The organism is Bacteroides sp. RTP21281st1_H5_RTP21281_210402 (assembly GCF_040918965.1).
Classification (GTDB): Bacteria; Bacteroidota; Bacteroidia; order Bacteroidales; family Bacteroidaceae; genus Bacteroides; species Bacteroides congonensis.
This window is the reverse complement of sequence record NZ_JBCOWR010000010.1, coordinates 178,082-202,138: the sequence shown is the minus strand read 5'-3', so window position 1 is coordinate 202,138 and position 24,057 is coordinate 178,082. Positions and strand designations below refer to the sequence as shown.

The following is a 24,057-nucleotide window of genomic DNA, read 5'->3' as shown; positions in this document are numbered from 1 at the left end:
ATGCATCTTTTTTTATAAATCACAACAAACGTATGGTTCGAGCCTTTCAAAATCCACCGGAGTAAATTCCTCATAGAGCGATAACTGTTTCAGGCTGTTTATGCTTCCCTTCTTTTTCCGGTACTCTACGATTACTTTCGCTTGATAGAAGTTAATATACGGGTGATACATCATCCGTTCCAAACTGGCTTTATTTAAGTTGATACGATGTATCCGACCGGCATCAATAGAAAACCAGGGACGGAGCTTCTCTACTTTTAGCTGAATCTCCTGTAATTGCTCTATCCGGCAAAAAGCTCCTAGCCGCTTGCGGTAATTCACAATCTTCCGGGCAATGCTGCTACCGATTCCGGGAATCTTCTTGAGTTCGGTGGTATCGGCAGAGTTGAGGCTGATAATAGTTCCGGGCTGGTACTTGAATACAGTATCTCGCTGTGCGCTTTTTGCTGTTAATAGCTGTACTGTATCTCTTGGTTCTCTAGGCTCGGCACTTTTCGCAATCTGAATATAAGGAAGCAGTGTCTGATATTGTTCTTCTGTTAGTCCGTATATTTTCCGGAAGTCTTCCGGGTGGTGGAATCGTCCCTGTTTGCTACGATAACGCAGGATGTTCTTAGCCATCCATGACGGTAGTCCAAGAGACAGAAAAGTCATGGAGTCGGCCGTATTCGGGTCAAAGACGGTAAGCCTTATTTCTCTTTTGGGAGATGACCGGAAGGAGCTGTCGGTAGGTTTTCTGTGTGGTTTTGTCTCTTCGAGGGAAGTGATAAATTCATTTAATTCTTTTTCGAACTTCTCTTGTTCAGCGGCATCCATCTCTTTGGGATGGACGAAAAGCGTGAAGAGCTTAGGAATTGCGAATGTTCCTAAAATAAGAACGACAAGGACGATAATGCCTTGTCGTTCGGTTTTAGTGAAATAAAAAAAGTCTTTCCACATTATAGTTTGATGAATCCTAATTCGTTGATAAATATCAGTGTGATGGCAACTGGGGCGATATATTTCAATATGAAAATGATTAGTTTATACACGGGAACTTTCAATGAACCGTCATTTGTAATCTCCGACCATACTACTTTCTTGTCGAGATACCATCCCGTGAAGAGGGAGATACACAATCCGCCGAGCGGTAACATGATTTTAGCTGTAACAAAGTCGAAGAGGTCGAACGTTCCCAGTCCAAAGACCGTGAATCCTTTTGTGACTCCCAGTGACAAGGAACAGAATATTCCCAGGAATATACATCCACCGGTGACCAGCCTTGCCGCTTTTCCCCGGGAGAATTTGAACTCTTCGTGCAAATAAGCCGTCACCACTTCGTGCAGTGAAATGGTGGAAGTCAAGGCAGCCATTGCCAGCAGGGTATAGAACATCACAGAGAATATGTATGCTAATACGGGTACTCCGCTAAACGCCTGTTGGAATACATTAGGCAGCGTAATGAAGATAAGACTCGGCCCAGAACCGGGTTGGATGCCTACGGAGAAAGCTGCCGGAAAGATGATAAAGCCCGCCAATATGGCTACAAGAGTGTCAATGATGCCTACGCTGAATGCGGTTTTAGTCAGATTGGTTTCTTTACTGAAATAGGAAGCATAAGTACAAAGGCAACCCATTCCCAAGCTAAGGGAGAAGAAGGCTTGTCCCATCGCGCTAAGGAATACATTCCCGTCCACTTTGCTGAAATCCGGTTTCAGCAGAAACTCGATACCTGCACCGGCTCCCGGCAGAGAGACTGAACAGACTACCAGTATGAGTATAATAATAAATAAGGTAGGCATCATAATCTTGGAAGATTTCTCGATGCCTTTTTCTACTCCTTTTACGATGATAAAATGAGTAACCAGCAAGAAAGCCACCAACCATACCACGGGGCGCCAGGGGTTACTGGAGAAATCTTGGAAAGAAGTAATGAACTCATTGGGCGTTTTACCGGCAAAGCCATTCGTGACGGCTTCAAAAACATATTCAAGCGTCCATCCTGCCACTACTGAATAATAACTGAGTATCAGGAAGCCTGCTAATACGCCCATGCGCCCTACCCAACGCCAATGTGTGCCGGGAGCGAGTTTTTGATAGGCGCCTGCGGTGTTTGCTCTCGAACGGCGTCCTATAAGAAACTCGGCAATCAAAATGGGAAGTCCGAGAAGAAGCACACAGCCTAAATAAATCAAAATAAAAGCCGCACCCCCATGATTTCCTGTCTCATAAGGGAATCTCCATATATTGCCCAATCCTACTGCCGAGCCGGCGGAAGCAAGTATTACGCCTAATTTACTGCCGAAGTTCGCTCTATCATTTTTCGTCATAAATCTTGTTTTATCTTACAAATCGTTATAAATGTACGTATGAAAGTGCAAATATAGAAAATGATACTTATATTTGCATCGAATCTGTAATTTTATTTAGTTATGCTATCTTATATTAAGAAATATCCCGTTTCACTTTTTATCATATTGACTGTGATTTACCTGTCGTTCTTCAAGCCGCCCAAGACGGATTTGAATGAGATTCCCAACTTGGACAAGTTAGTTCATATTTGTATGTATTTCGGTATGTCGGGAATGTTATGGTTAGAATTTTTGCGGGCGCACCGTAGGGATAATGCTCCTATGTGGCATGCTTGGGTAGGTGCCTTCGTTTGCCCTGTGCTTTTCAGTGGTTGTGTGGAGTTGTTGCAGGAATACTGTACCAGTTATCGTGGTGGGGATTGGATGGACTTTGCAGCCAATTCTACGGGAGCGATTTTGGCGAGTTTACTTGCCTATTATGTGGTACGACCGAGAATGAATAAAAAAGAGAATGCGCCAAAAAGATAGTATTTACTTCTTTTTGACGCATTCTCTTTTCATTTTATAGTATTTTGCTTCTAATTATTCCACTGTTTATAAGTGTTCTACTGTCGAACTGAGTTTGATGCCGTTGGAACCTTTGATGAGAATGGTGTATCCTTTCGGTTTATTAGTTTCCAGTTCTTTGATGACTTCCTGCACATTGGCATAAGTCTTGAAGGAATGTTGTGCGGCTGCGAACTGTTCGCCTACAAGCCAGACTTTCTCAAAACTGCTCTCCTTGATGTAATCTACAATCTTCTGGTGTTCGGCTGCACTTTCGGCACCGAGTTCTCTCATATCTCCCAATAGGATCATCTTATGGGGAACAGTCATGTTGCGGAAGTTTTGCAGGGCAGCCATCATGCTGGTCGGATTTGCATTGTATGCGTCAATAATCAACGTGTTGTCTTCTGTCTTTTTGAGTTGGGAGCGGTTGTTTTGTGGTGTATATTCTGCCAGGGCTTCGTCAATCTTTTGTGCTTCCACTCCGAAGAAACGTCCGATAGTAATGGCAGCCAGGGCATTCGGGAAATTATATTCTCCGATAAGCTGTGTGCGGACTTGGTGAATCTCTCCGTCTTTGCCCGCTTTCCATTCGAAAGTAAGATAAGGGGAATTATCCGTGATGTGTCCGTTGACATACAAATCATCCTGCGTACCGTAAGAAATGAGGTTCAATCCATCGGCTATATTCATTAAATACGAATTGTCGTGATGGATGAAAACGGTGGAATCACTTTTGGGACGAAGGAAGTCATAGAGTTCTCCTTTCGTCTTGATAACTCCCTCGAAAGAGCCGAATCCTTCCAAGTGAGCTTTACCCACATTGGTGATAATACCATAATCCGGTTCGGCTATTTCACTAAGAAACTTGATTTCTCCCTGATGATTGGCTCCCATTTCAATAACGGCGAGGTCATGTTCCGGTTTCAACCGGAGCAAAGTCGTGGGCACGCCGATGTGATTGTTGAGGTTACCTGATGTATAAAGAACATTGTGTGCTTTGCAAAGAACCGAAGAAATTAATTCCTTGGTAGTCGTTTTCCCGTTTGTTCCGGTGATACCAATCACACGTGTACCGAGTTGGCGGCGATGGTAGTTGGCAAGTTGTTGCATGGTTTGCAGGCAGTCGTCTACAAGTATATATCGCCGGTCGCCTTCTACGGCATATTCAGCTTCATCGACAATGGCGTATGCACACCCTGAATCCAACGCTAACTTGGCAAATGCATTACCGTTGAATGACTCGCCTTTCAAGGCGATAAACAAAGAACCGTCCGGGCAGTTCCGGCTATCAGTAGTGACTGATTGGCACTCCTGGAAAATTTGGTAAAGAGCAGTAAGTTTCATAACCTGAACTTTAATTTAAAACGCTGCAAAGATAGGCTATTCTTTCGGATTTGGCAGGAGTTCGGACTGTTTTTTACTTAGACATAAACCAGAGGTAAAGTCAGTACTATTCGGCATCCACCAGTGTACGAAGAGTCTATCCGCAGACTGCCGCCCAATTTCTCAACAATCCCCCGGCTGATGGGAAGTCCTAGTCCGGTTCCCTGTGTGAAAGAGTCCGCTTTGTAAAAACGGGAGAATACCACATTCTGCTGTTCTTCCGGGATACCGATTCCGGTATCGGTTACAGTGATTTCCAACTTCTTTTCTGCTTCCAATACAGAATAAGCAATGCGGATACTGCCGTTAGTCGTGAATTTGGCAGCATTATGCGCCAGATTATTCAGCGCTTGCGAGACACGTTCGGGATTACTGAGAATAAACAGATACTCCCTTTCCAATTCAAGAAAGACTTCCACCCCTTGCTGCCTGTTATCTTTGGCTACTTCATATGCAAGTTGACAGATCGTATTTATATCCGTTTCAGTGTTTGCGGGAAGCTCGTCATATTGATCCAATTCTGATAGGGTAAGTACGTCAGTGACCAGGCGAAGCAAGTCATTACTGTTACTCTTGATGATATTGACAAACTCCTGGGTTTCCGGACTGTTGCTGTAATGGTCATTCAACACTTGTGAGAAGCCTATGATAGAATTGAGCGGCGTGCGGATTTCGTGTGACATACTTTGGATGAATGTCGTTTTCATCCGGCTGTTCGCTTCAGCTATATCCCGGGCTTTGCGTAATTCTTCCCGTGACACCGTTAGTTCTTCGTTACTGGTCTTCAGTTCCGCTTCCGAAACTTTCAGTTTGCGGTTCAGGAAGTTCTCCCTGTACAGGAACATGAATACAATACCCAGTACGATAACCAATGAAATAATCAGCGTTGTTTTATTATGTATCTCTTTTTCCTGTGCCTGGAGCATAAGCTCCTTCTTTTCGGAATTGAGCTTCTCCACATTGAGCAAAGTGGCGAACTCGCTGCTGGCCATTTGCTCATTGGTTATTTTTAATGAGTCTTCGGCCTTGATATACATTTGCAGGTATTTGACAGCCTGGTTCATGTTGCCCATGTCACTGTATATTTCTCCTTTCGTGCGGTAGTGGCTGCTGTTAAGCGCGCTTTCGCTAAGGCGTTGTTCTTCCATTTCCTGCCTGTCGGCGGCTTCCAGGGCTTTCTGATACTGTTTGGTCTGCTTGTAGTAAAGGCATTCCATGTTGTAGAGCCTTTTCTTGATAGATTCCAGTCTCTTGTCCTGCTCAAACTCCTGTTTACATTCCTGTAATATATTCCCGGCAGCCGGGAAATTCTCGAATTTGCTATAATAGTTGATAAACTCCAGTTTCGCGGTAGTCTTTTGAATAGGAGAGTTGGCGGTTTCGATGGATTTTTCCAGCGCTTCCAATGCCTCTTCGGGCTTATCCTGATTGATATAGTAATTGGCTATTTGAGTATAAGTCTGAGAAATATTATAGTTCTCGAGCTTATATTTCCCGGTCAGTTCGATTTCTTTCAGACGCCATTCGCAGGCCATGCCATCCAGCCTTTTGACGGTGTAGATTTGCGACATGATGTTATAGCAACGGGACAACCCTGTCTTGTCGTCCTCGTCCTGCGCTTCTTTCAGCATTTTTTGTGCTTCGTAAAGTGCCAGGTTGGGTCTGCCTGTTTTCAGATAATAGGTGATGAGCCTGTTGGCCCACGCGAAATAATAATATTTGGGTTGGCGGGTAGCCCGGGCGAACTCCTTCACCTTGTCGGTGTAGAAGATAACACTGTCTTCCTGCGTTCCCTGAAAATAATAATAGTCTAATCGGGTAGCAATGGCTACTGCCTGCATGCGTATGTCATGCTGTTCGGCAGCCATATTGAACAAGGTGTCAGACATGCCGAGCACAACAGGTTCCAACAAGTATTCCTGGCAACGCTGATAATATTCATACAGAGTAGAATCAACGTTAAATGTTTCGGCCTCTTTTTGAGCTTTGGCGGAAGCTGTCAAGAACAAAAGGGAAAAAATAAATCCTACGCGAATGAGGGGTGATCGGCACATGGTATGAATTTTTCGGTTTCTTCTATTGATTGCAAATATACGTTTATTTATTATTTTTAGTGCAATACTTGCTTTTTTTATCTACATTTGTAGGCAATCTAAAAGGAATAGTATCAATGATGAAACCTGTATCTCCTATTTATATAAATGTAAAAGGGCGGTTGCTCGACCTCGCTACTCCGCAGGTGATGGGTATTTTGAATGTAACTCCCGATTCTTTTTATTCCGGCAGCCGGATGCAGACCGAAGAGGACATTGCAGCCCGTGCCCGGCAAATCATTGACGAAGGTGCTTCCATTATTGATATAGGGGCTTATTCTTCCCGTCCCAACGCCGAACATATCTCTGCCGAAGAAGAAATGCGCAGGCTTCGCACCGGACTGGAAATCCTGAACCGTAACCACCCGGACGCTATCGTTTCCGTAGACACTTTCCGCGCCGATGTGGCGGAACAATGTGTGAAGGAATACGGAGTAGCCATCATCAATGACATAGCTGCCGGTGAGATGGACGACCGGATGTTCCATACAGTAGCCGGACTGGGCGTGCCCTATATCATGATGCATATGCAGGGAACACCGCAAAGTATGCAGAAAGAACCTCATTACGACAATCTGATAAAAGAAGTCTTTCTGTATTTCGCCCGCAAAGTGCAGCAACTCCGTGACTTAGGAGCAAAAGACATTATCCTTGACCCTGGCTTTGGTTTCGGCAAGACATTGGAGCATAATTATGAACTGATGGCACACCTCGAAGAATTCAGTGTTTTCGAGCTCCCGCTCCTCGTCGGAGTATCCCGGAAATCCATGATTTATAAATTATTGGGCGGCACTCCGCAAGATTCGTTGAATGGGACAACTATCCTGGATACTGTTGCGTTAATGAAAGGAGCGCATATTCTCCGGGTGCATGATGTACGCGAAGCAGTAGAAGCCGTCCGAATCACGGAAAAGATAAAAAAAGAAAGTTCATATAGCAAATAAAAGAAGATAGCATGTTTTTTGAATTTGGCATAAAAGATTTTATTGATATTCTGCTGGTAGCTTTGCTGTTGTACTATACCTACAAACTGATGAAAGCGTCCGGTTCCATCAAGGTTTTCACCGGCATCCTTGTCTTTATCCTGATTTGGCTCGTCGTGACTCAGGTACTGGAAATGAAACTGCTCGGCTCCATCTTCGACACATTGATGAATGTGGGTGTGATAGCCTTGATTGTCCTTTTCCAGGATGAGATACGCCGTTTCTTACTGACCTTGGGCTCTCATCGCCATGTCAGCGCATTAGCCCGTCTTTTCAACGGCTCGAAGAAAGAAGCTCTGAAGCACGACGACATCATGCCGGTAGTGATGGCATGTCTGAGCATGGGAAAGCAAAAGGTCGGTGCATTGATTGTCATTGAACATAATGTCCCCTTGGACGAAATCATCCGTACAGGTGAAGTAATCGACGCGGCAATCAACCAACGCCTGATTGAAAACATATTCTTCAAGAACAGTCCTCTGCATGACGGCGCGATGGTTATCAGTAAGAAACGTATCAAAGCGGCAGGATGTATCCTTCCTGTATCCCATGACTTGAATATCCCCAAAGAATTAGGATTGCGTCACCGTGCAGCTATGGGAATCTCGCAGCAGTCGGATGCCCATGCCATCATTGTTTCTGAAGAAACGGGCGGAATCTCCGTGGCTTATCGCGGACAATTCTATCTCCGCTTGAATGCGGAAGAACTGGAAAGCCTGCTGACAAAGGAAAACTGATTTTAGCTACGAAAACAACGCAATGGTCAAAAGATGATGGTCATAAAATGACCATCATCTTTTGACCATTGCCGTTTTCTGTCTATAAAAAGCTATTTTGCTTTATTTCCAACCCTTTTTGAACGATAATTATGCCCTCTCATTTAGGTGAATCGCCTACCTTTGCCGTATACTATTAAAATTCTATTTTGAATAAACCATGAAAAACAGATTGATTGCTTTACTGGTACTTTTTACAGTCATTATCTTTAGTGGTGCACAGGCACAGACTACTGCCCGCAAGTTCGAGGCCGGTAAGAACACATTCTTGCTGGACGGCAAGCCATTTGTGGTGAAAGCGGCCGAGCTGCATTACACCCGTATCCCGCAAGCATATTGGGATCATCGTATCGAAATGTGCAAGGCGTTGGGGATGAATACGATTTGTATCTATATCTTTTGGAATATCCACGAACAGGAAGAAGGCAAATTCGACTTCTCCGGTCAGAATGATATTGCCGCTTTCTGTCGTACCGCACAGAAACATGGCATGTATGTCATTGTCCGTCCCGGCCCGTATGTATGTGCGGAGTGGGAGATGGGCGGACTTCCCTGGTGGCTGCTGAAGAAAAAAGACGTGGCATTGCGCACGCTCGACCCTTATTATATGGAACGTGTAGGCATCTTTATGAAAGAAGTCGGCAAGCAACTGGCTCCGCTGCAAGTAAATAAAGGCGGTAATATCATCATGGTACAGGTGGAAAATGAATATGGTTCTTATGGGACAGACAAGCCCTACGTATCTGCCGTGCGTGATTTAGTCCGCGAATCGGGTTTCACCGATGTGCCCTTGTTCCAATGCGACTGGAGCAGTAACTTTACCAACAATGCGCTTGACGACCTGATTTGGACAGTGAACTTCGGGACAGGAGCCAATATCGACCAGCAATTCAAGAAACTCAAGGAGCTTCGCCCCGAAACTCCCCTGATGTGCAGTGAATTTTGGAGCGGCTGGTTCGACCACTGGGGACGCAAACATGAAACGCGTCCTGCCAAGGATATGGTACAAGGTATCAAGGATATGCTCGACCGCAATATCTCTTTCAGTCTCTATATGACTCACGGTGGAACAACCTTCGGTCATTGGGGCGGTGCCAACAATCCGGCTTATTCTGCCATGTGCAGTTCTTATGATTATGATGCGCCAATCAGCGAACCCGGTTGGACGACAGAGAAATACTTCCTATTGCGTGACTTGCTGAAAAACTATCTCCCGGCTGGTGAAACATTGCCGGAAGCTCCCGCTGCATTGCCTGTAATAGAGATTCCCGAATTTCACTTTACGAAAGTGGCTCCACTTTTCTCTAACCTGCCGGAAGCGAAACACTCGGTGGATATTCAACCGATGGAGCAGTTCGACCAAGGCTGGGGAACAATCTTGTATCGCACAACTCTGCCTGAAACTACTGCCGCAGGCACAACCTTGAAGATTACAGAAGTGCACGACTGGGCACAGATATATGCCGACGGCAAGCTCCTGGCTCGTTTAGACCGTCGCAAAGGAGAGTTTACAACCCCGCTTCCCGTACTGAAGAAAGGTACGCAACTGGATATTCTTGTTGAAGCGATGGGACGTGTCAACTTTGACAAATCCATCCATGACCGTAAAGGCATTACAGAAAAGGTGGAACTGATTTCGGGCGGCCGGACTAAAGAACTGAAAAACTGGACAGTATATAACTTCCCGGTAGATTACTCTTTTATTAAAGACAAGAACTATCAGGATACTAAGGCACTGCCTACTATGCCTGCTTATTATAAGGCTACCTTTAAACTGGATAAAGTCGGAGATACCTTCCTCGATATGAGCACATGGGGCAAAGGCATGGTTTGGGTGAACGGTCATGCAATGGGGCGCTTTTGGGAAATCGGTCCACAGCAAACACTCTTCATGCCGGGCTGTTGGCTGAAAGAAGGGGAAAACGAGATATTGGTCTTAGACCTGAAAGGTCCTGCAAAAGCCTCTATCAAAGGCTTGAAGAAGCCTATCCTCGACGTACTTCGCGAAAAAGCACCGGAAACACACCGCAAAGAGGGTGAGAAACTGAACTTGTCTGGCGAGAAAGTTGCGCACGAAGGAGTATTTACTCCGGGCAACGGATGGCAGGAAGTACGCTTCACCGCTCCGGTGAAAGGACGTTTCTTCTGTCTCGAAGCATTGTCTCCACAAGCGAATGATAACATTGCCGCCATTGCTGAACTGGATGTTCTGGGCGCGGACGGCAAGCCTGTATCCCGTGAACATTGGAAGATTCGTTACGCTGACAGCGAAGAGACACGTAGCGGCAACCGTACAGCCGATAAGGTATTCGACTTGCAGGAGTCTACTTTCTGGATGACGGTGGATAATGTGGCTTATCCCCACCAACTGGTGATTGACTTGAGCAAAGTGGAAACGGTGACAGGCTTCCGTTATCTCCCCCGTGCCGAAAAGAATTATCCGGGCATGATTAAGGAATATCGTGTGTATGTGAAACCTGCGGACTTCAAATACTAATCATCATAGACTAAGCATTGAATATTACATGAGTATGAAGAAATATACCACCCTTTTGGCACTCCTTCTTATAGGAGTGCTGACTGGCTATTGCCAGCAATCCGCCTACCTGTTTGTTTACTTCACCGGAAATAAGATGAGTGAAGAAGCCATTCGGATGGGCGTCAGCCTTGACGGATATAATTATAAAGCGCTGAATGGCAACCGGCCGATACTCGATTCCCGTGTGATAAGCTCTACGGGCGGAGTACGCGACCCCCATATCCTGCGTTGTGAGGATGGCAAGACATTCTATATGGTCGTTACCGACATGGTATCCGGGAACGGATGGGATTCCAATCGTGCCATGGTGCTGTTGAAATCGAAAGACTTGGTGCACTGGACTTCCAATATTATAAATATTCAAAAGAAATATCCTGCTCAGGAAAACTTGAAGCGTGTTTGGGCTCCACAAACCGTCTATGATAAGGAAGCCGGAAAATATATGGTATATTGGTCAATGAAACATGGCAACGGCGCAGATATTATTTATTATGCATACGCCAATAAGGACTTTACCGACCTCGAAGGCGAACCGAAACCCTTGTTTCTGCCGAAGAACGGAAAATCATGTATCGACGGCGACATTATCTACAAAGACCGGCTTTATCATCTGTTTTATAAGACGGAAGGGGATGGCAATGGAATCAAAAAAGCGACTACCGCCTCTCTGACTTCCGGACAATGGACGGAATCGGATGATTATAAACAGCAGACGAAAGAAGCTGTGGAAGGTGCAGGCATCTTCCCGCTGATAGGTTCGGACAAATATATTCTGATGTACGATGTATATATGAAAGGCAAATACCAGTTTACGGAAAGTACCGACCTCGAAAACTTCAAAGTGATAGACCATGCCGTCAGCATGGATTTCCATCCCCGTCACGGCACCGTGATACCTATCACCGGAAAAGAACTGAAACGCCTGTACAAAGCCTACGGCACACCGCAGTTCTGATACTGGAAAATCATACATAATACTGTAAAGGTGTACAAATTAATATTGTTCGCTTGTTTCTCATACGCTTTTGAATAATAATTGGTAATTTTACACTTAAAAATGGTTTGTTAGAATGATGAAAATCTTATCTTTGCGATTGATAATCTTAATGACGCGTATACCATGAGAAAATTATTCCTACTGTCAGTTGTCTTGTTTTTGTCGTTTCCACAGGTCACTTTAGCTGCCATCAGAGAAACGACGAGTATCCCTGATTCAGTCTACCTTTTTTCGTATGCTACTTCCGGTGACGACGGACGCAGTGGACTTCGTTTTGCTTGGAGCATGGATAAGGAAAATTGGTTTGAAGTCGGTCGCAATTACGGCTATCTCCGTTGCGATTATAGCCGTTGGGGTTCACAGAAAAAGATGCTCGACCCTAATTTGAAGCAATCGCCCGACGGCGAATGGCTTTGCACCTGGAAGCTGAACAATCACGACGGATACGGACAAGCCACATCAAAAGACCTGATTTACTGGACTAGCCAACAATATCCCCGCACCACCCCCGACTTCGACGGAACGCGAGTGAAAGCGACCATTGCCGGCGAAGAACAAAAAGGAACTGTCAACCGAGTGGCATGGACACTGGTGGACGGATTGAATAAGAACTATGAATGGAATCAATACCGGAATACCCTTCATGCGGAACGTCCCGTTCAGGATGGCGAACGTTTCGCCGGATTAAAACCCGTAAAGGCCACAGTTACCGTACAGCTGGAGCGTGCAAAAGCTATTAGCGACCTGCTATTGGGGGCTTTCTTTGAAGATATTAATTATTCGGCGGATGGCGGACTCTATGCCGAACTGATTCAGAACCGTGACTTCGAATACACTCCTTCCGACCGGGAAGGAGATAAAAGCTGGAACAGTATGCACTCCTGGACATTGAAAGGGGATAAAGCAACTTTCACGATTGATACGGTCGTTCCTATACACCGGAATAACCCGCATTATGCCGTGTTGGCAATAGAACGCCCCGGTGCGGCATTGGCAAACACCGGCTTTGATGAAATCGCATTAAACAGCGGAGAGAAATATGACTTCTCTGTCTTTGCCCGTGTGCCGCAAGGTACATCCAATAAACTACAGATTCGCCTGGTAGACGATGAAGGAAACATCTGCGGAGAAACATCCCTGAATATATCTTCCCGCCAATGGAAAACCTATAAAGCTGTGATAACTGCCAAAAACACTGCCGATACCCATCTTGAAATTATCCCTCAATCGGCAGGCGAATTGCACCTGGATATGATTTCCTTATTCCCGCAAAACACGTTCAAAGGACGTAAGAACGGGCTTCGCAAAGACCTGGCGCAAGTATTGGCGGATATTCATCCCCGCTTCATCCGTTTTCCCGGTGGTTGTGTAGCTCATGGCGACGGACTTAAAAACATTTATCAATGGAAAAACACCGTCGGCCCTCTCGAAGCACGCAAGGCGCAACGTAACCTTTGGGGCTATCATCAAAGTATGGGACTGGGGTATTACGAATATTTCCAGTTCTGCGAAGATATTGGTGCTGAACCGCTTCCGGTACTTGCAGCCGGTGTACCTTGTCAGAACTCTGCCTGCCACGGTGATTTGAGAGGCGGTCAGCAAGGCGGTATCCCGATGAACGAGATGGGTGCTTATATTCAGGATATTCTTGACCTGATAGAATGGGCGAACGGTGACGCCAAAAAGACAAAATGGGGAAAAGTACGTGCCGAAGCCGGACATCCGAAACCTTTCAATCTGAAATATCTCGGAATCGGTAATGAAGACCTTATCACCGATATTTTCGAGGAACGATTTACGATGATATTCAATGCCATCAAGGAGAAACATCCCGAAATAACAGTCATAGGTACAGTAGGCCCATTCAATGAAGGCACAGATTATGTGGAAGGTTGGAAATTGGCGGATAAATTAGGTGTCCCGATGGTAGACGAACATTACTACCAGTCGCCGGGATGGTTCCTGCACAATCAGGACTTCTACGACAAGTACGACCGCAACAAAAAGACGAAAGTTTACCTGGGTGAATATGCCACTCATATCCCCGGACGAAAGGCAAACATCGAAACCGCATTGACAGAAGCACTCTATCTGACTGCTTTGGAACGTAACGGCGACGTGGTACACATGACTTCCTACGCCCCGCTATTGGCAAAAGAGAAACATACCCAATGGAGTCCCGATTTAATCTATTTCAATAACCGGGAAGTGAAACCTACCACCGGATACTACGTGCAGAAACTCTACGGGCAGAATGCTGGAAATGAATATCTGCCGTCCAGGATTGTGCTTGACAATAAAGAGGATAAAGTACAGAAACGCTTTGCTTCCTCTATCGTTCGTGACTCGGCAAGCGGAGATGTGATTGTGAAGTTAGTCAACCTGCTTCCCGTAGAGATTCATACAAGTGTAGACCTCACCGGAACAGGCATCGTACAATCTTCGGCCAAAAGAACCGTATTGACAGGCAAGCCAGCAGATACTCCGTTGCCTGTGGAAGATACAATGGAAGTAGCTGAAAAATTCGACTGCCAGTTGTCCGCTTATTCTTTTACGGTGATTCGGATAAAAAAGGCAAATGAGAAATCGTCACAACATAAAGAGAAATCGTCACAACATAAATAATCGGAAACAATGGTTCATATGAAGAAAATTATAGGCACCTTATTGGCAAGCTTTTGTCTGACTCCCCTGATGGCACAGGACGTAGTTGTGAAAGGCCCGGATGAGAAACTGCAATTAGTAGTATTTACTTCTCCCACAGAAAAGCCAACTTATTCCGTCACCTACAACGGAAAGACAATGCTGGAAAAATCTCCTTTAGGCATGAACACCACTATCGGTGACTTTTCCAAAGGAATGAAACTGACAGGACACGCCGTCAGCCCGATTGATACCATCTATCATCAGAACCGCATCAAAACCTCTCAAATCCATTATCAGGCGAACGAACTGATTTGCAATTTTGAGAACTCGAAAGGACAGAAGATGAACGTAGTCTTTCGTGTCAGCAACAACGATGTAGCTTTCCGCTATACCCTGCCCCGTCAGGATGGAAAAGGAAGCGTGACTGTCAATGCCGAAGAAACCGGATTCCGCTTCCCGCAGCAAACTACCACCTTCATGTGTCCGCAAAGCGACGCCATGATAGGATGGAAACGTACAAAACCCAGTTATGAAGAAGAATACAAAGCCGACGCATCTATGGGCGAACGTTCCCAATACGGACACGGATACACTTTCCCTTGCCTGTTTCGTGTAGGTGATGATGGTTGGGTATTAGTCAGTGAGACAGGTGTGGACAGCCGTTACTGCGGTTCGCGTTTGAGCGACGTAAGTGAAGAAAACCTGTACACCGTCGCCTTCCCGATGGAGGAAGAAAACAATGGGAACGGAACAACTTCCCCGGCATTCGCGCTTCCCGGCGCTACTCCCTGGCGTACTATTACCGTTGGCGAGAACTTGAAACCGATAGTCGAGACTACGGTTGTCTGGGATGTAGTAACTCCCCTCTACGAAACGAAGCATGATTATCGTTTCGGACGCGGCACATGGAGTTGGATTCTTTGGCAGGATGACAGTATCAATTATGAAGACCAGGTTCGCTATATAGATTTTGCCGCCTCTATGGGATATGAATATGCATTAATTGATAACTGGTGGGACACACGCATCGGGCGTGACCGGATGAAATCTTTGATAGAATATGCCCGCGGCAAAGGCGTAGAACTGTTTTTATGGTATAGTTCTTCCGGCTATTGGAATGATATAGAACAAGGGCCTGTCAACCATATGGATGACGCCATCATCCGCAAGCGTGAAATGAAATGGCTGCAAAGCCTTGGGGTGAAAGGAATCAAAGTCGATTTCTTCGGTGGCGACAAACAGGAAACGATGCGTCTGTATGAAGAGATCCTCAGTGATGCAGACGACCACGGACTGATGGTTATCTTCCACGGCTGTACCATCCCTCGCGGTTGGGAGCGTATGTATCCGAACTACGTAGGAAGCGAAGCGGTGCTGGCTTCCGAGAATATGGTTTTCAACCAGCACTTCTGTGACGAAGAGGCCTTCAATACCTGCCTGCATCCGTTTATCCGCAATGCGATAGGCAGTATGGAATTTGGCGGTTGCTTCCTGAACAAACGTCTGAACCGTAATAACGACGGCGGTACGACCCGCCGCACTACTGATATATTCCAGTTGGCTACCACCGTATTGTTCCAAAATCCTGTTCAGAACTTCGCCCTTGCTCCGAATAACCTGAATGACGTTTCTTCTGTCTGCATGGATTTTATGAAAGCAGTTCCCACCACATGGGATGAAACACGTTTCATCGACGGCTATCCCGGCAAATATGTAGTCCTGGCTCGCCGTCACGGTGACACCTGGTATCTGGCTGCCGTAAATGCAGGGAAAGAGCCTTTGAAATTGAGACTGGATTTGGACATGTTTGCCGGAAAAACGGTATCCCAGTATAAGGATGACAAAAAGGGAGAACCGCAGCTTGTTCCTTTGAAGGTGAAAGAGAACGGTAAGGTGCAGTTGGAAATTTTTCCCCAAGGTGGTGCTGTATTGATAAACAAGTAAATAATTGTTGCAATAAGAAGAAAATAAACAATACTTTTGTTTGTCTTTTGGCTTGAAATTGTTATCTTCGTTATATTGTTTAACCATAAAAAGATAATAGCCATGAACACAAAATTATTAAGTCTTCTTATTGCACTGTTTCTGTATTTACCCTTGTCAGCCCAACATCAGAAAGAATCCGCTCCCCGGGTCGATAGTAACGGCATTTTTTTAGTTCCTGATAAGATGCCGGAGTTCCCGGGCGGAATGCAGGCTATGATGAAATACTTGTCAACCAACGTCAAATATCCTGCTGATGCTCAGAAACGGAGTGTTTCAGGACGTGTAATCGTACAGTTTGTCGTAATGGAAGATGGGACACTGGGACAGGAGAAAGTTGTGCGTGGTGTGGATCCTCTGTTGGACGAAGAAGCTTTGCGCGTAGTAAAAGCAATGCCGCGATGGTCGGCAGGTATGGCAGATGGTAAAGCCGTAAAAGTACGTTTCACAATTCCTATTATGTTCAACCTGTCGAAAGGGCAAGGCAATGATGCAGCGAGGATGAATATTCCCGAACTTACCGTGCCTGTCGGACAAGAAATTACTGATAGGACATTAGAAGGGGTATGGCAAAGCTGTTTGGTGCAACCCGGAGCGAATGATTATAAAATAGCTCTGCTGCCTATATTGAAAATTATCTCAGCCGATAAGACATTTATGAACATCATGACTCGCGGTAGAGATGCCAAATCGAATGCTATTATTTTTTCGCAAGGAGAGTACCGTTTGCCTTCAGACAGCGTTTATGTTGAGATATTGGGTAAATCGTCTGATTCTGTTTTCATCGAAGGAACAGAAAATAAAATTAGTGTTGAACGTCTCCACGACAATTTGATTAAGTTATCGTTCTCAATTCCCGATAAAGAAAGACGATGGGTGGAATATTGGTTCCGTATTCCGTCGCCTGACATGAAGATGATGGCTGACTGATAATTATTTTGAATCGTTGCGGAATCTTATAGAAATGATTGTTCGGCAAAAGTTTGGTAGAATCAATATTTATAGCGTAATTTGTGTAGCATAAAAAGTGCTACACAAATTACGCTATAAATAATTGATTGAATATGAATGACGTAAATAATCCTTTTTTGATTTATGCCTATGCTGGACCTAAATATTTCTGTGATCGGATAGAAGAAACAGAACGCCTGATTTCCGCTTTACGGAATGGAAGAAATGTGACCTTAATGAGTCCTCGCCGTATGGGTAAGACCGGATTAATACAGAACGCTTTCCATCAGATTCGGCAGGATTACCCGGAAGCAGCCTGTTTTTACATGGATATTTTTTCTACAACTTGCTTGGATGATTTTATCATTCAGTTCGGGCAGACTGTGATTGGTAAATTAGATAATTTATCGCAGAAGACGTTGGCGGCAATCAGCGGCTTTTTTAAAAGTTGTCGTTTAGTGTTTTCCCCGGATGTCTTAACGGGAGTGCCACAAGCAACTCTTGATTTTCAACCTTCCCAGGCGCAAGCAACATTAAAAGAGATTTTTGATTACTTGGAACATTCGGGAAAGGAATGTTATATCGCTATTGATGAGTTTCAGCAGATCACTGAATATCCGGAAAAAGGGGTAGAAGGTCTGTTACGTTCTTACATTCAATTTTTACCTCATGTACATTTTATTTTTTCAGGAAGTAAACAACATCTTATGGCAGAAATGTTTGGTTCAGCGAAACGTCCTTTTTACCGTAGTACGGAAAAGATGAATCTGACATCCATCCCTTTAGAGCATTATTCTCTTTTTGCCATACGTTGGATGAAAGCCGGAGGAAAAGAATTGAGTGATGAACTTTTTCAGATGATTTATCAACGTTTTAATGGGCATACATGGTATGTACAGTATGTGCTGAACCGACTTTATGAACAAAGGGAGGCCGTCTTGAATGAAACTATATTTGAGAAATGTTTGACGGAAATAGTTCGTTCCGAAGTGGATGAATACCAACGTTTATATGGTATGTTGACCGAAAATCAGTCTACTTTGTTGCGCGCTATCGCCCGGGAGCAGTTCGTGACAGCTATTAATAGTTCCATATTTATTAAAAAGTATGGATTGAAAGGTTCGAGTAGTATTAATGCAGCTCTTAAATTTCTGATTAATAAAGAATATGTGTTTAAGGCGGAAGAGAGATATTGTGTATACGACCGTTTTATGGAATTGTGGTTGCAAACATTACCTTACGCCGGTATACTAAAATAATCATATTCAAGAAAAGACCCTTCACCTTTCACAATGCCCTATTCATCGGCATTAGCGGGTGAAGGACTGGCTTTCACCTCCCTTTCATCTTTCTACCCTGGCTTTCACAGATTGTCTAGTCTGCTAAATCCTCCATCTATAGTTGGCAGAAGAAGTGTTAATAGATAGCTTCCAGACTATTATAGGAAAACTTCTTTTCTATAAGGGATAAACTTCCTTTGTATAGGAACCAAACTTTCTTTGCATGGTAAGTAAACTATAAATGCAAGCTTTGATTATATAATTGCAAGTTTCATTTTTATAATTGCAAGTTCTGTTTTTATAAACGCAACTTGCAATTATAGATTGCATTTAATGAAAAGTAAGTTTACATACTGGTAATAGGAAGTTTACCTATAATCAAAAGTAAGTTTATTATTAATGAAAGAGAAGTTAGTTAGTAATGAATGGGAAGCAGGTCAGGTATGTCTTCAGAAGCATAGATAGAGAAGTGCCATGTAGGATTAGGAAACCGATGGGTGAAAGACGGGTGAAAGTACAGCCTTCACCCGCTAATGCCGATGAACAGGGTATTGTGAAAGGTGAAGGCTGTATTTATAAAATTGAAAAATAGGTGTTTGAGGAGATTTCCGGAAATAGCGAATGCCTCGGGGAGTAATGATTCAAATAACGGGGAGTAATGAATCAAAATCCCTCTGCTTCATTACTCCCTGTTTATTGGAACATATCTATGAACGCATTAATTTAGAATTTACTTTTCTTTGTGGCAAAGAGATGAGCGGCCGTCATCCTTTTCAGAAGTAAAGAAATTGTTGATTTTAAACTTGATTTCATGAAAAACTATCATTTAAAGAACTTGTCTAAGAAAAGAATCTTTTCTATGATGATGATTTCAGCTCTTTGTACAGCTTATCCGTCATCATCTTTTGCAGATGTAAGTGAGGTACAGATAACTATGCAGACTGTTGCGCTGAAAGGGCAGGTCGTAACAGAAAGCGGACAGCCGGTGATTGGGGCCAGTGTCATGCTGAAAGGTACATCCAACGGCACTATAACGGATCTGGACGGTAACTTTATCCTTAACGGAACGTCGAAAGGTACACTTGTTATCTCTTTCATCGGTTATATCACGCAAGAAATCCCGATGAACGGAAAAACATCATTGAAAGTCGTACTTAAAGAAGATACGAAAACGTTGGATGAAGTCGTGGTTATCGGCTATGGCACTCAACGTAAAGAAGAATTGACCAGCTCGGTTATGAGTGTGAAAGCGGAAAACTTCGTTCAGGTAACCACTCCCGATGCTGCCGGACTGATAAAAGGTAAAGTAGCCGGTTTATCCGTTATTAATCCCGATGCGAATCCTCTTTCCACTTCCGAAATCGTTCTGCGCGGTTCTACTACCCTGAAGTCGGGAACGAGCCCGTTGATATTGATTGACGGAGTTCCGGGAGAATTGAATTCAGTATCTCCTAATGACATTGAGCAGATAGACGTCTTGAAAGACGGGTCGGCAGCGGCTATTTACGGTACACGGGGTACGAACGGTGTTATTCTGATTACCACTAAAACCAGTAAGGGAGAGATGAAGCCCACGATAGAAGTGAATTCTTATGTCTCCTTTCAGAAGATTGCAAAGAAACTTCCGATGATGTCGGCAGACCAGTACTTGGAGAAGGTGAAGGAAGGATATACCGGAGCCGCTGATTATGGCAGTAAGACGGACTGGCTGGACGAAATAATGCAGACTCCTTTTAATCAGACTTATAGTATCAATTTGCGTGGTGGCTCGAAGAACACCAATTACATAGCCAGTTTTGACTATACCTCTAACGAAGGACTTGTCAAACGCTCTAAAGTGGAGACTATATTTCCGCGTCTGAACGTAACGCACCGGATGTTTGATAACAGGTTGAAGATAGACGCGGGGTTGAGCGGGTACCAGCAAAGTTACGGTATTCCTTATAATACCAATGTATATCAGAGTGCCTTGATTTACAATCCGACAGAACCGATAAAAGATGAAAACGGTAAATGGACGGAAGTTGCACGTGATTTATACTATAATCCGCTTGCGTTGCTGAATGAGACACAAGGGAAAAACGATGCGACCAATCTACGGATGCACGCCACTGTTACGGTTACTCCGATTGAGGGGCTGGATATCAAATGGTTGCTTTCCAGAGAAGTCTATAACAAATTCTCCGGCTATTATGAAACAAAGAATCACCGCTCTACCACTATTCAGAATAAAAATGGTTACGCGTCCCGTGAAACACATAAGAATCAGGCGGATATGACAGAATTCACGATCCAATATAACAAAGCTTTCAAGGGGGGACACAGCCTGAACGCATTAGCCGGTTATAGCTGGAACAAGAATAACAACCAGGAAGCTTTCATGGATAATTATAATTTCCCGACAGATGACTACTCCTATAATAATATGGCAGCCGGTACAGCTTTGAAAGATGGAAAGGCTACAGAGAAGACTTATCAGGAAGAATACAAACTCGTAGGATACTTCGGAAGAATCAATTATAATTATCAGGGTAAATATTATTTGTCAGCAAGCATCCGTCATGAAGGTTCTTCCAAGTTTGGGGCAGATCACAAATGGGGAACATTCCCTGCCGTATCTATTGGTTGGAATTTGAAAGAAGAATCATTCTTGAAGAATGTAAACTTCTTGAGTTTTTTAAAGTTAAGAGCCGGTTACGGAATAACCGGAACGATCCCCGGGAATCCTTATCTGTCTTTAAATACGCTTGACTTGGGCGGATATGGTTATTATGGAGGACAGTGGACTACTTTGCTCCGTGCATCCTCCAATCCGAATCCCGACCTGCGCTGGGAAAAGAAGAAAGAAACGAATATCGGCCTTGATTTTGCATTCTTCAATGACCGGATTTCAGGAAGTATCGACTGGTATAACCGGGATACGGACGATTTGATTTGGGATTATACAGTATCGGTTCCTCCTTATGTGAAAAATACGATAACTGCCAATGCCGGTTCTATCCGGAACAGAGGATTGGAAGTATCCTTGAATTTCATTCCCGTAAAAACGAAATCTTTCACTTGGGATACGGGAATCAACTTCTCTACAAACACCAATGAACTGGTGTCTTTGTCCAACGGCAAGTACTCTTCCAACGGTTATACTGACTTGGGAGATACATACGCCCCCATTCAGCAGAAGACTCATCGTGTGCAGGAAGGTATGGCTATCGGTAATTTCTGGGGCTATAAGAGCATAGACATTGACGAAAACGGTCACTGGATTATCGAAGGGGCCGACGGAAAACCGAAACCGATTGCGGAGCAACAGGCGGATGATAAGAAAGTGCTTGGCAACGGACTTCCTGACTGGTATTTAAACTGGAATAATACTTTTAGATATAAACAGTTTGATTTGTCAATCACTATGCGTGGAGCTTTTGGTTTCCAGATACTGAATATGCCTGAAATGAATTATGCGGCTCCCGTGTCATTAGGGTTGGGAAATGTGATGGAAAAAGCATTTGACAATGTTTATGGCAAACGTCCGTTGGCTGCCGATCAGGAATTACAGTATGTAAGTTATTATGTGCAGGATGGCGATTACTGGAAAATAGACAATCTGACTATCGGGTACACCCCGGTTATCAAAGAAAACAAATGGATTAAAGGGGTGCGTGTTTACGGGAGTATATCCAATCTGGCTACCATTACCAAATATTCCGGCATCGACCCGGAGGTGAACGTGACCGGACTGACTCCCGGTGTGGACAATATGTACCGATATCCTTCTGCCCGTACGTTTTCAATCGGCGTTAACCTGAATTTCTAACTCTAATAAAAAATGACTTATATGAAAAAGAAAAATATACATATCTTATGGATGGCACTGACCGTATGTGTTTCCGGTTGCAATGACTTGGACGAAGTGGTATATTCAGGTGTGACTGAACAGACTTATAGTTACTCGGTCAATGACTTTATTCCTAATATAGCAGGTGCATACGAACCGTTGCACGGCGATTTTGTAGGTGGCTATTGGCAAACCCAAGAGCTGACGGGTTGTTGTGTGGTGACTCCGCCGAATTCTACCGGTTGGGATGACGGTGGTATTTATAAACGCCTGCATTTTCATAACTGGAATTCCGAACTGGGACAGATTTCCAGTCTTTGGAACAACTACTTTAAAGGAGTGATTTTATGTAATGGGGCTATTGAACGTTTGGAAAAAGATATTATTTCCTCGCCTTCGCCCGAAAAGAAGCAGCAGGGAATATCAGAATTAAGAACTCTTCGCGCTTATTATTACTGGATTCTGATGGATAATTTCGGTGATATTCCTTTGGTTACTACCATGTCGCAGGACTTGCCGGGAAAGACTGCGCGTGCGCAAGTTTATGACTTTATTGTGAAAGAACTGGGCGAAGCTATTCCCGATTTGGCGGAGGAACAGGATGCAAGTACTTACGGAAAACTCAATAAGTGGGCGGGAAAAGCGATATTGGCAAATGTATATTTGAATGCGGAGGTATATACAGGCACTCCCCGTTGGGAGGAATGTATTACACAATGCAATGACATAATCACGGAGAATAAGTGTGACTTGTCTCCTGACTACAAAGATTCGTTCCGTGCAAGCGGAGTAGAAGGTTCGAAAGAAGTCATGTTTACTATTGTTTACGATTATAGCCGTGGGATAACCGGGAATTACCTGTTTATGAATTCCTGGCATAGTGAATTACAGAAGAAATATCTGCTCAATGCCGCCCCCAATATGGCTGGTGGTCCGAAGGGGATTACACAGTTTATCAATACCTATCAGGCAGGTGATACACGTTTGGAAGATTCGTGGCTGATGGGACAGCAGTTTGACGCGGAAGGGAATCCTTTGTATGGCGTTTACGATATGGCGGGCGAGCCTCTTGTTTTTACCAAAGAGCTTCCTGACGGAAACTTTACGAGTGAAATGGCTGGTTACCGCATGAATAAGTATGAAGTAGCTGCCGGGTCGGAGTGGAGTTGCGATACGGATATTCCTCTCATCCGTTATTCCGAAGTGCTGTTGATGAAAGCAGAGTGCCTGCTGCGTACCGGTAAGCCGGGAGCCGGAGCTCTCGTGACGCAGGTTCGTCAGAGAAACTTTAAGAGTGACCCCGACAAAGCTACGGTGACGGACGAACAACTGGAAGAAAACTCTGCCTACCAATGGGGGTATGTCGAAGATTATAATGTTGCGGAACCGGGAGACCAGACTCCGGTACAATTCGGACGTATGTTTGATGAACTTTGTTGGGAATTTGCTTGGGAAGGGCATACGCGCAGGGATATGATACGGTTCGGACTTTTCACAAAGAAAAGCTGGCTGTCACATAAGCCTATGGGAGACTACAGGAAGGTATTCCCGATACCGGAATCTACCTTGATTGCTAATCCGGAACTGACACAGAATCCGGACTATGTGAAATGATCATTTATTTTTAGACATAAGAACAAAAGAACATAAAGGCTGCGCTTTGAAACTTATTTCTGTTGCTTATTGAACTGCTATTTTATTTTTTGTTCTTATGTTCTTTTGTCTGAATTATATAACTATTTTAGAATATCACT

At 44.3% G+C, this 24,057-nt stretch carries 15 protein-coding genes; 11 read left to right on the top strand and 4 right to left on the bottom strand.

Annotated features, from left to right (window positions below):
- Positions 1 to 12: 12 nt before the first annotated feature.
- Both AB5443_RS15855 and AB5443_RS15850 read right to left on the bottom strand, forming a co-directional pair.
- The gene (locus AB5443_RS15855) at positions 13 to 939 is read right to left on the bottom strand and encodes a helix-hairpin-helix domain-containing protein (protein WP_073346715.1); all 927 of its coding nucleotides are present in this window, start codon (positions 937 to 939) and stop codon (positions 13 to 15) included.
- On the bottom strand, positions 939 to 2,309 hold the full coding sequence (locus tag AB5443_RS15850; RefSeq protein ID WP_022137398.1) for a sodium-dependent transporter: 1,371 nt from the start codon (positions 2,307 to 2,309) through the stop codon (positions 939 to 941). The genes AB5443_RS15855 and AB5443_RS15850 overlap by 1 nt, the downstream gene beginning before the upstream one ends.
- A gap of 102 nt (positions 2,310 to 2,411) precedes the next feature.
- On the opposite strand from AB5443_RS15850, the gene AB5443_RS15845 reads away from it, so the two are divergent.
- A complete protein-coding gene (locus AB5443_RS15845; protein WP_277132164.1) occupies positions 2,412 to 2,819 on the top strand; it encodes a VanZ family protein in 408 nt (135 codons plus the stop codon).
- A gap of 66 nt (positions 2,820 to 2,885) precedes the next feature.
- Here the strand turns inward: AB5443_RS15845 and murF are convergent, their stop codons facing one another.
- Together murF and AB5443_RS15835 are read right to left on the bottom strand one after the other, a co-directional pair.
- On the bottom strand, positions 2,886 to 4,184 hold the full coding sequence (gene murF / locus AB5443_RS15840; protein WP_277132162.1) for a UDP-N-acetylmuramoyl-tripeptide--D-alanyl-D-alanine ligase: 1,299 nt from the start codon (positions 4,182 to 4,184) through the stop codon (positions 2,886 to 2,888).
- 77 nt (positions 4,185 to 4,261) lie between these two features.
- Positions 4,262 to 6,277, bottom strand: coding sequence for an ATP-binding protein (locus AB5443_RS15835; protein ID WP_277132159.1), 2,016 nt, complete (start codon positions 6,275 to 6,277; stop codon positions 4,262 to 4,264).
- 116 nt (positions 6,278 to 6,393) lie between these two features.
- On the opposite strand from AB5443_RS15835, the gene folP reads away from it, so the two are divergent.
- From folP to AB5443_RS15785, 10 genes are all read left to right on the top strand, one after another.
- On the top strand, positions 6,394 to 7,260 hold the full coding sequence (folP, locus tag AB5443_RS15830; protein WP_022137402.1) for a dihydropteroate synthase: 867 nt from the start codon (positions 6,394 to 6,396) through the stop codon (positions 7,258 to 7,260).
- 11 nt (positions 7,261 to 7,271) lie between these two features.
- Entirely contained in the window at positions 7,272 to 8,036 is a 765-nt protein-coding gene (gene cdaA / locus AB5443_RS15825) for a diadenylate cyclase CdaA (RefSeq protein WP_022137403.1), read from the top strand.
- 199 nt (positions 8,037 to 8,235) lie between these two features.
- Positions 8,236 to 10,572 (top strand): beta-galactosidase, encoded by a 2,337-nt coding sequence (locus AB5443_RS15820; RefSeq protein ID WP_277132154.1) that lies wholly within the window; start codon positions 8,236 to 8,238, stop codon positions 10,570 to 10,572.
- 28 nt (positions 10,573 to 10,600) lie between these two features.
- A complete protein-coding gene (locus AB5443_RS15815; protein ID WP_195662958.1) occupies positions 10,601 to 11,569 on the top strand; it encodes a glycoside hydrolase family 43 protein in 969 nt (322 codons plus the stop codon).
- 165 nt (positions 11,570 to 11,734) lie between these two features.
- Entirely contained in the window at positions 11,735 to 14,236 is a 2,502-nt protein-coding gene (locus tag AB5443_RS15810; protein ID WP_277132152.1) for an alpha-L-arabinofuranosidase C-terminal domain-containing protein, read from the top strand.
- Positions 14,237 to 14,254: 18 nt separating this feature from the next.
- On the top strand, positions 14,255 to 16,201 hold the full coding sequence (locus AB5443_RS15805; protein WP_277132150.1) for a glycoside hydrolase family 97 protein: 1,947 nt from the start codon (positions 14,255 to 14,257) through the stop codon (positions 16,199 to 16,201).
- 102 nt (positions 16,202 to 16,303) lie between these two features.
- Complete coding sequence (locus AB5443_RS15800; protein WP_283139971.1) at positions 16,304 to 17,170, top strand: TonB family protein; 867 nt, start codon at positions 16,304 to 16,306, stop codon at positions 17,168 to 17,170.
- A 134-nt stretch (positions 17,171 to 17,304) separates the two neighbouring features.
- A complete protein-coding gene (locus AB5443_RS15795) occupies positions 17,305 to 18,450 on the top strand; it encodes an ATP-binding protein (protein WP_277132146.1) in 1,146 nt (381 codons plus the stop codon).
- Between the two features lie 832 nt (positions 18,451 to 19,282).
- Positions 19,283 to 22,282 carry a TonB-dependent receptor gene (locus AB5443_RS15790; protein WP_277132144.1) on the top strand — a complete coding sequence of 1,000 codons (3,000 nt, stop codon included), beginning with the start codon at positions 19,283 to 19,285 and terminating at the stop codon, positions 22,280 to 22,282.
- A gap of 21 nt (positions 22,283 to 22,303) precedes the next feature.
- Positions 22,304 to 23,917: a RagB/SusD family nutrient uptake outer membrane protein gene (locus AB5443_RS15785; RefSeq protein ID WP_368114092.1), complete on the top strand. Its 1,614-nt coding sequence runs from the start codon at positions 22,304 to 22,306 to the stop codon at positions 23,915 to 23,917.
- Positions 23,918 to 24,057 lie beyond the last annotated feature (140 nt).

Coding starts and splice junctions, on each gene's coding strand:
- murF (WP_277132162.1), bottom strand. CDS start 4,184: ATGAAACTTACTGCTCTTTACCAAATTTTCCAGGAGTGCCAATCAGTC.
- folP (WP_022137402.1), top strand. CDS start 6,394: ATGATGAAACCTGTATCTCCTATTTATATAAATGTAAAAGGGCGGTTG.
- AB5443_RS15850 (WP_022137398.1), bottom strand. CDS start 2,309: ATGACGAAAAATGATAGAGCGAACTTCGGCAGTAAATTAGGCGTAATA.
- AB5443_RS15810 (WP_277132152.1), top strand. CDS start 11,735: ATGAGAAAATTATTCCTACTGTCAGTTGTCTTGTTTTTGTCGTTTCCA.
- AB5443_RS15795 (WP_277132146.1), top strand. CDS start 17,305: ATGAATGACGTAAATAATCCTTTTTTGATTTATGCCTATGCTGGACCT.
- AB5443_RS15820 (WP_277132154.1), top strand. CDS start 8,236: ATGAAAAACAGATTGATTGCTTTACTGGTACTTTTTACAGTCATTATC.
- AB5443_RS15785 (WP_368114092.1), top strand. CDS start 22,304: ATGAAAAAGAAAAATATACATATCTTATGGATGGCACTGACCGTATGT.
- AB5443_RS15805 (WP_277132150.1), top strand. CDS start 14,255: ATGAAGAAAATTATAGGCACCTTATTGGCAAGCTTTTGTCTGACTCCC.
- AB5443_RS15815 (WP_195662958.1), top strand. CDS start 10,601: ATGAGTATGAAGAAATATACCACCCTTTTGGCACTCCTTCTTATAGGA.
- AB5443_RS15845 (WP_277132164.1), top strand. CDS start 2,412: ATGCTATCTTATATTAAGAAATATCCCGTTTCACTTTTTATCATATTG.
- AB5443_RS15835 (WP_277132159.1), bottom strand. CDS start 6,277: ATGTGCCGATCACCCCTCATTCGCGTAGGATTTATTTTTTCCCTTTTG.
- AB5443_RS15790 (WP_277132144.1), top strand. CDS start 19,283: ATGAAAAACTATCATTTAAAGAACTTGTCTAAGAAAAGAATCTTTTCT.
- AB5443_RS15800 (WP_283139971.1), top strand. CDS start 16,304: ATGAACACAAAATTATTAAGTCTTCTTATTGCACTGTTTCTGTATTTA.
- AB5443_RS15855 (WP_073346715.1), bottom strand. CDS start 939: ATGTGGAAAGACTTTTTTTATTTCACTAAAACCGAACGACAAGGCATT.
- cdaA (WP_022137403.1), top strand. CDS start 7,272: ATGTTTTTTGAATTTGGCATAAAAGATTTTATTGATATTCTGCTGGTA.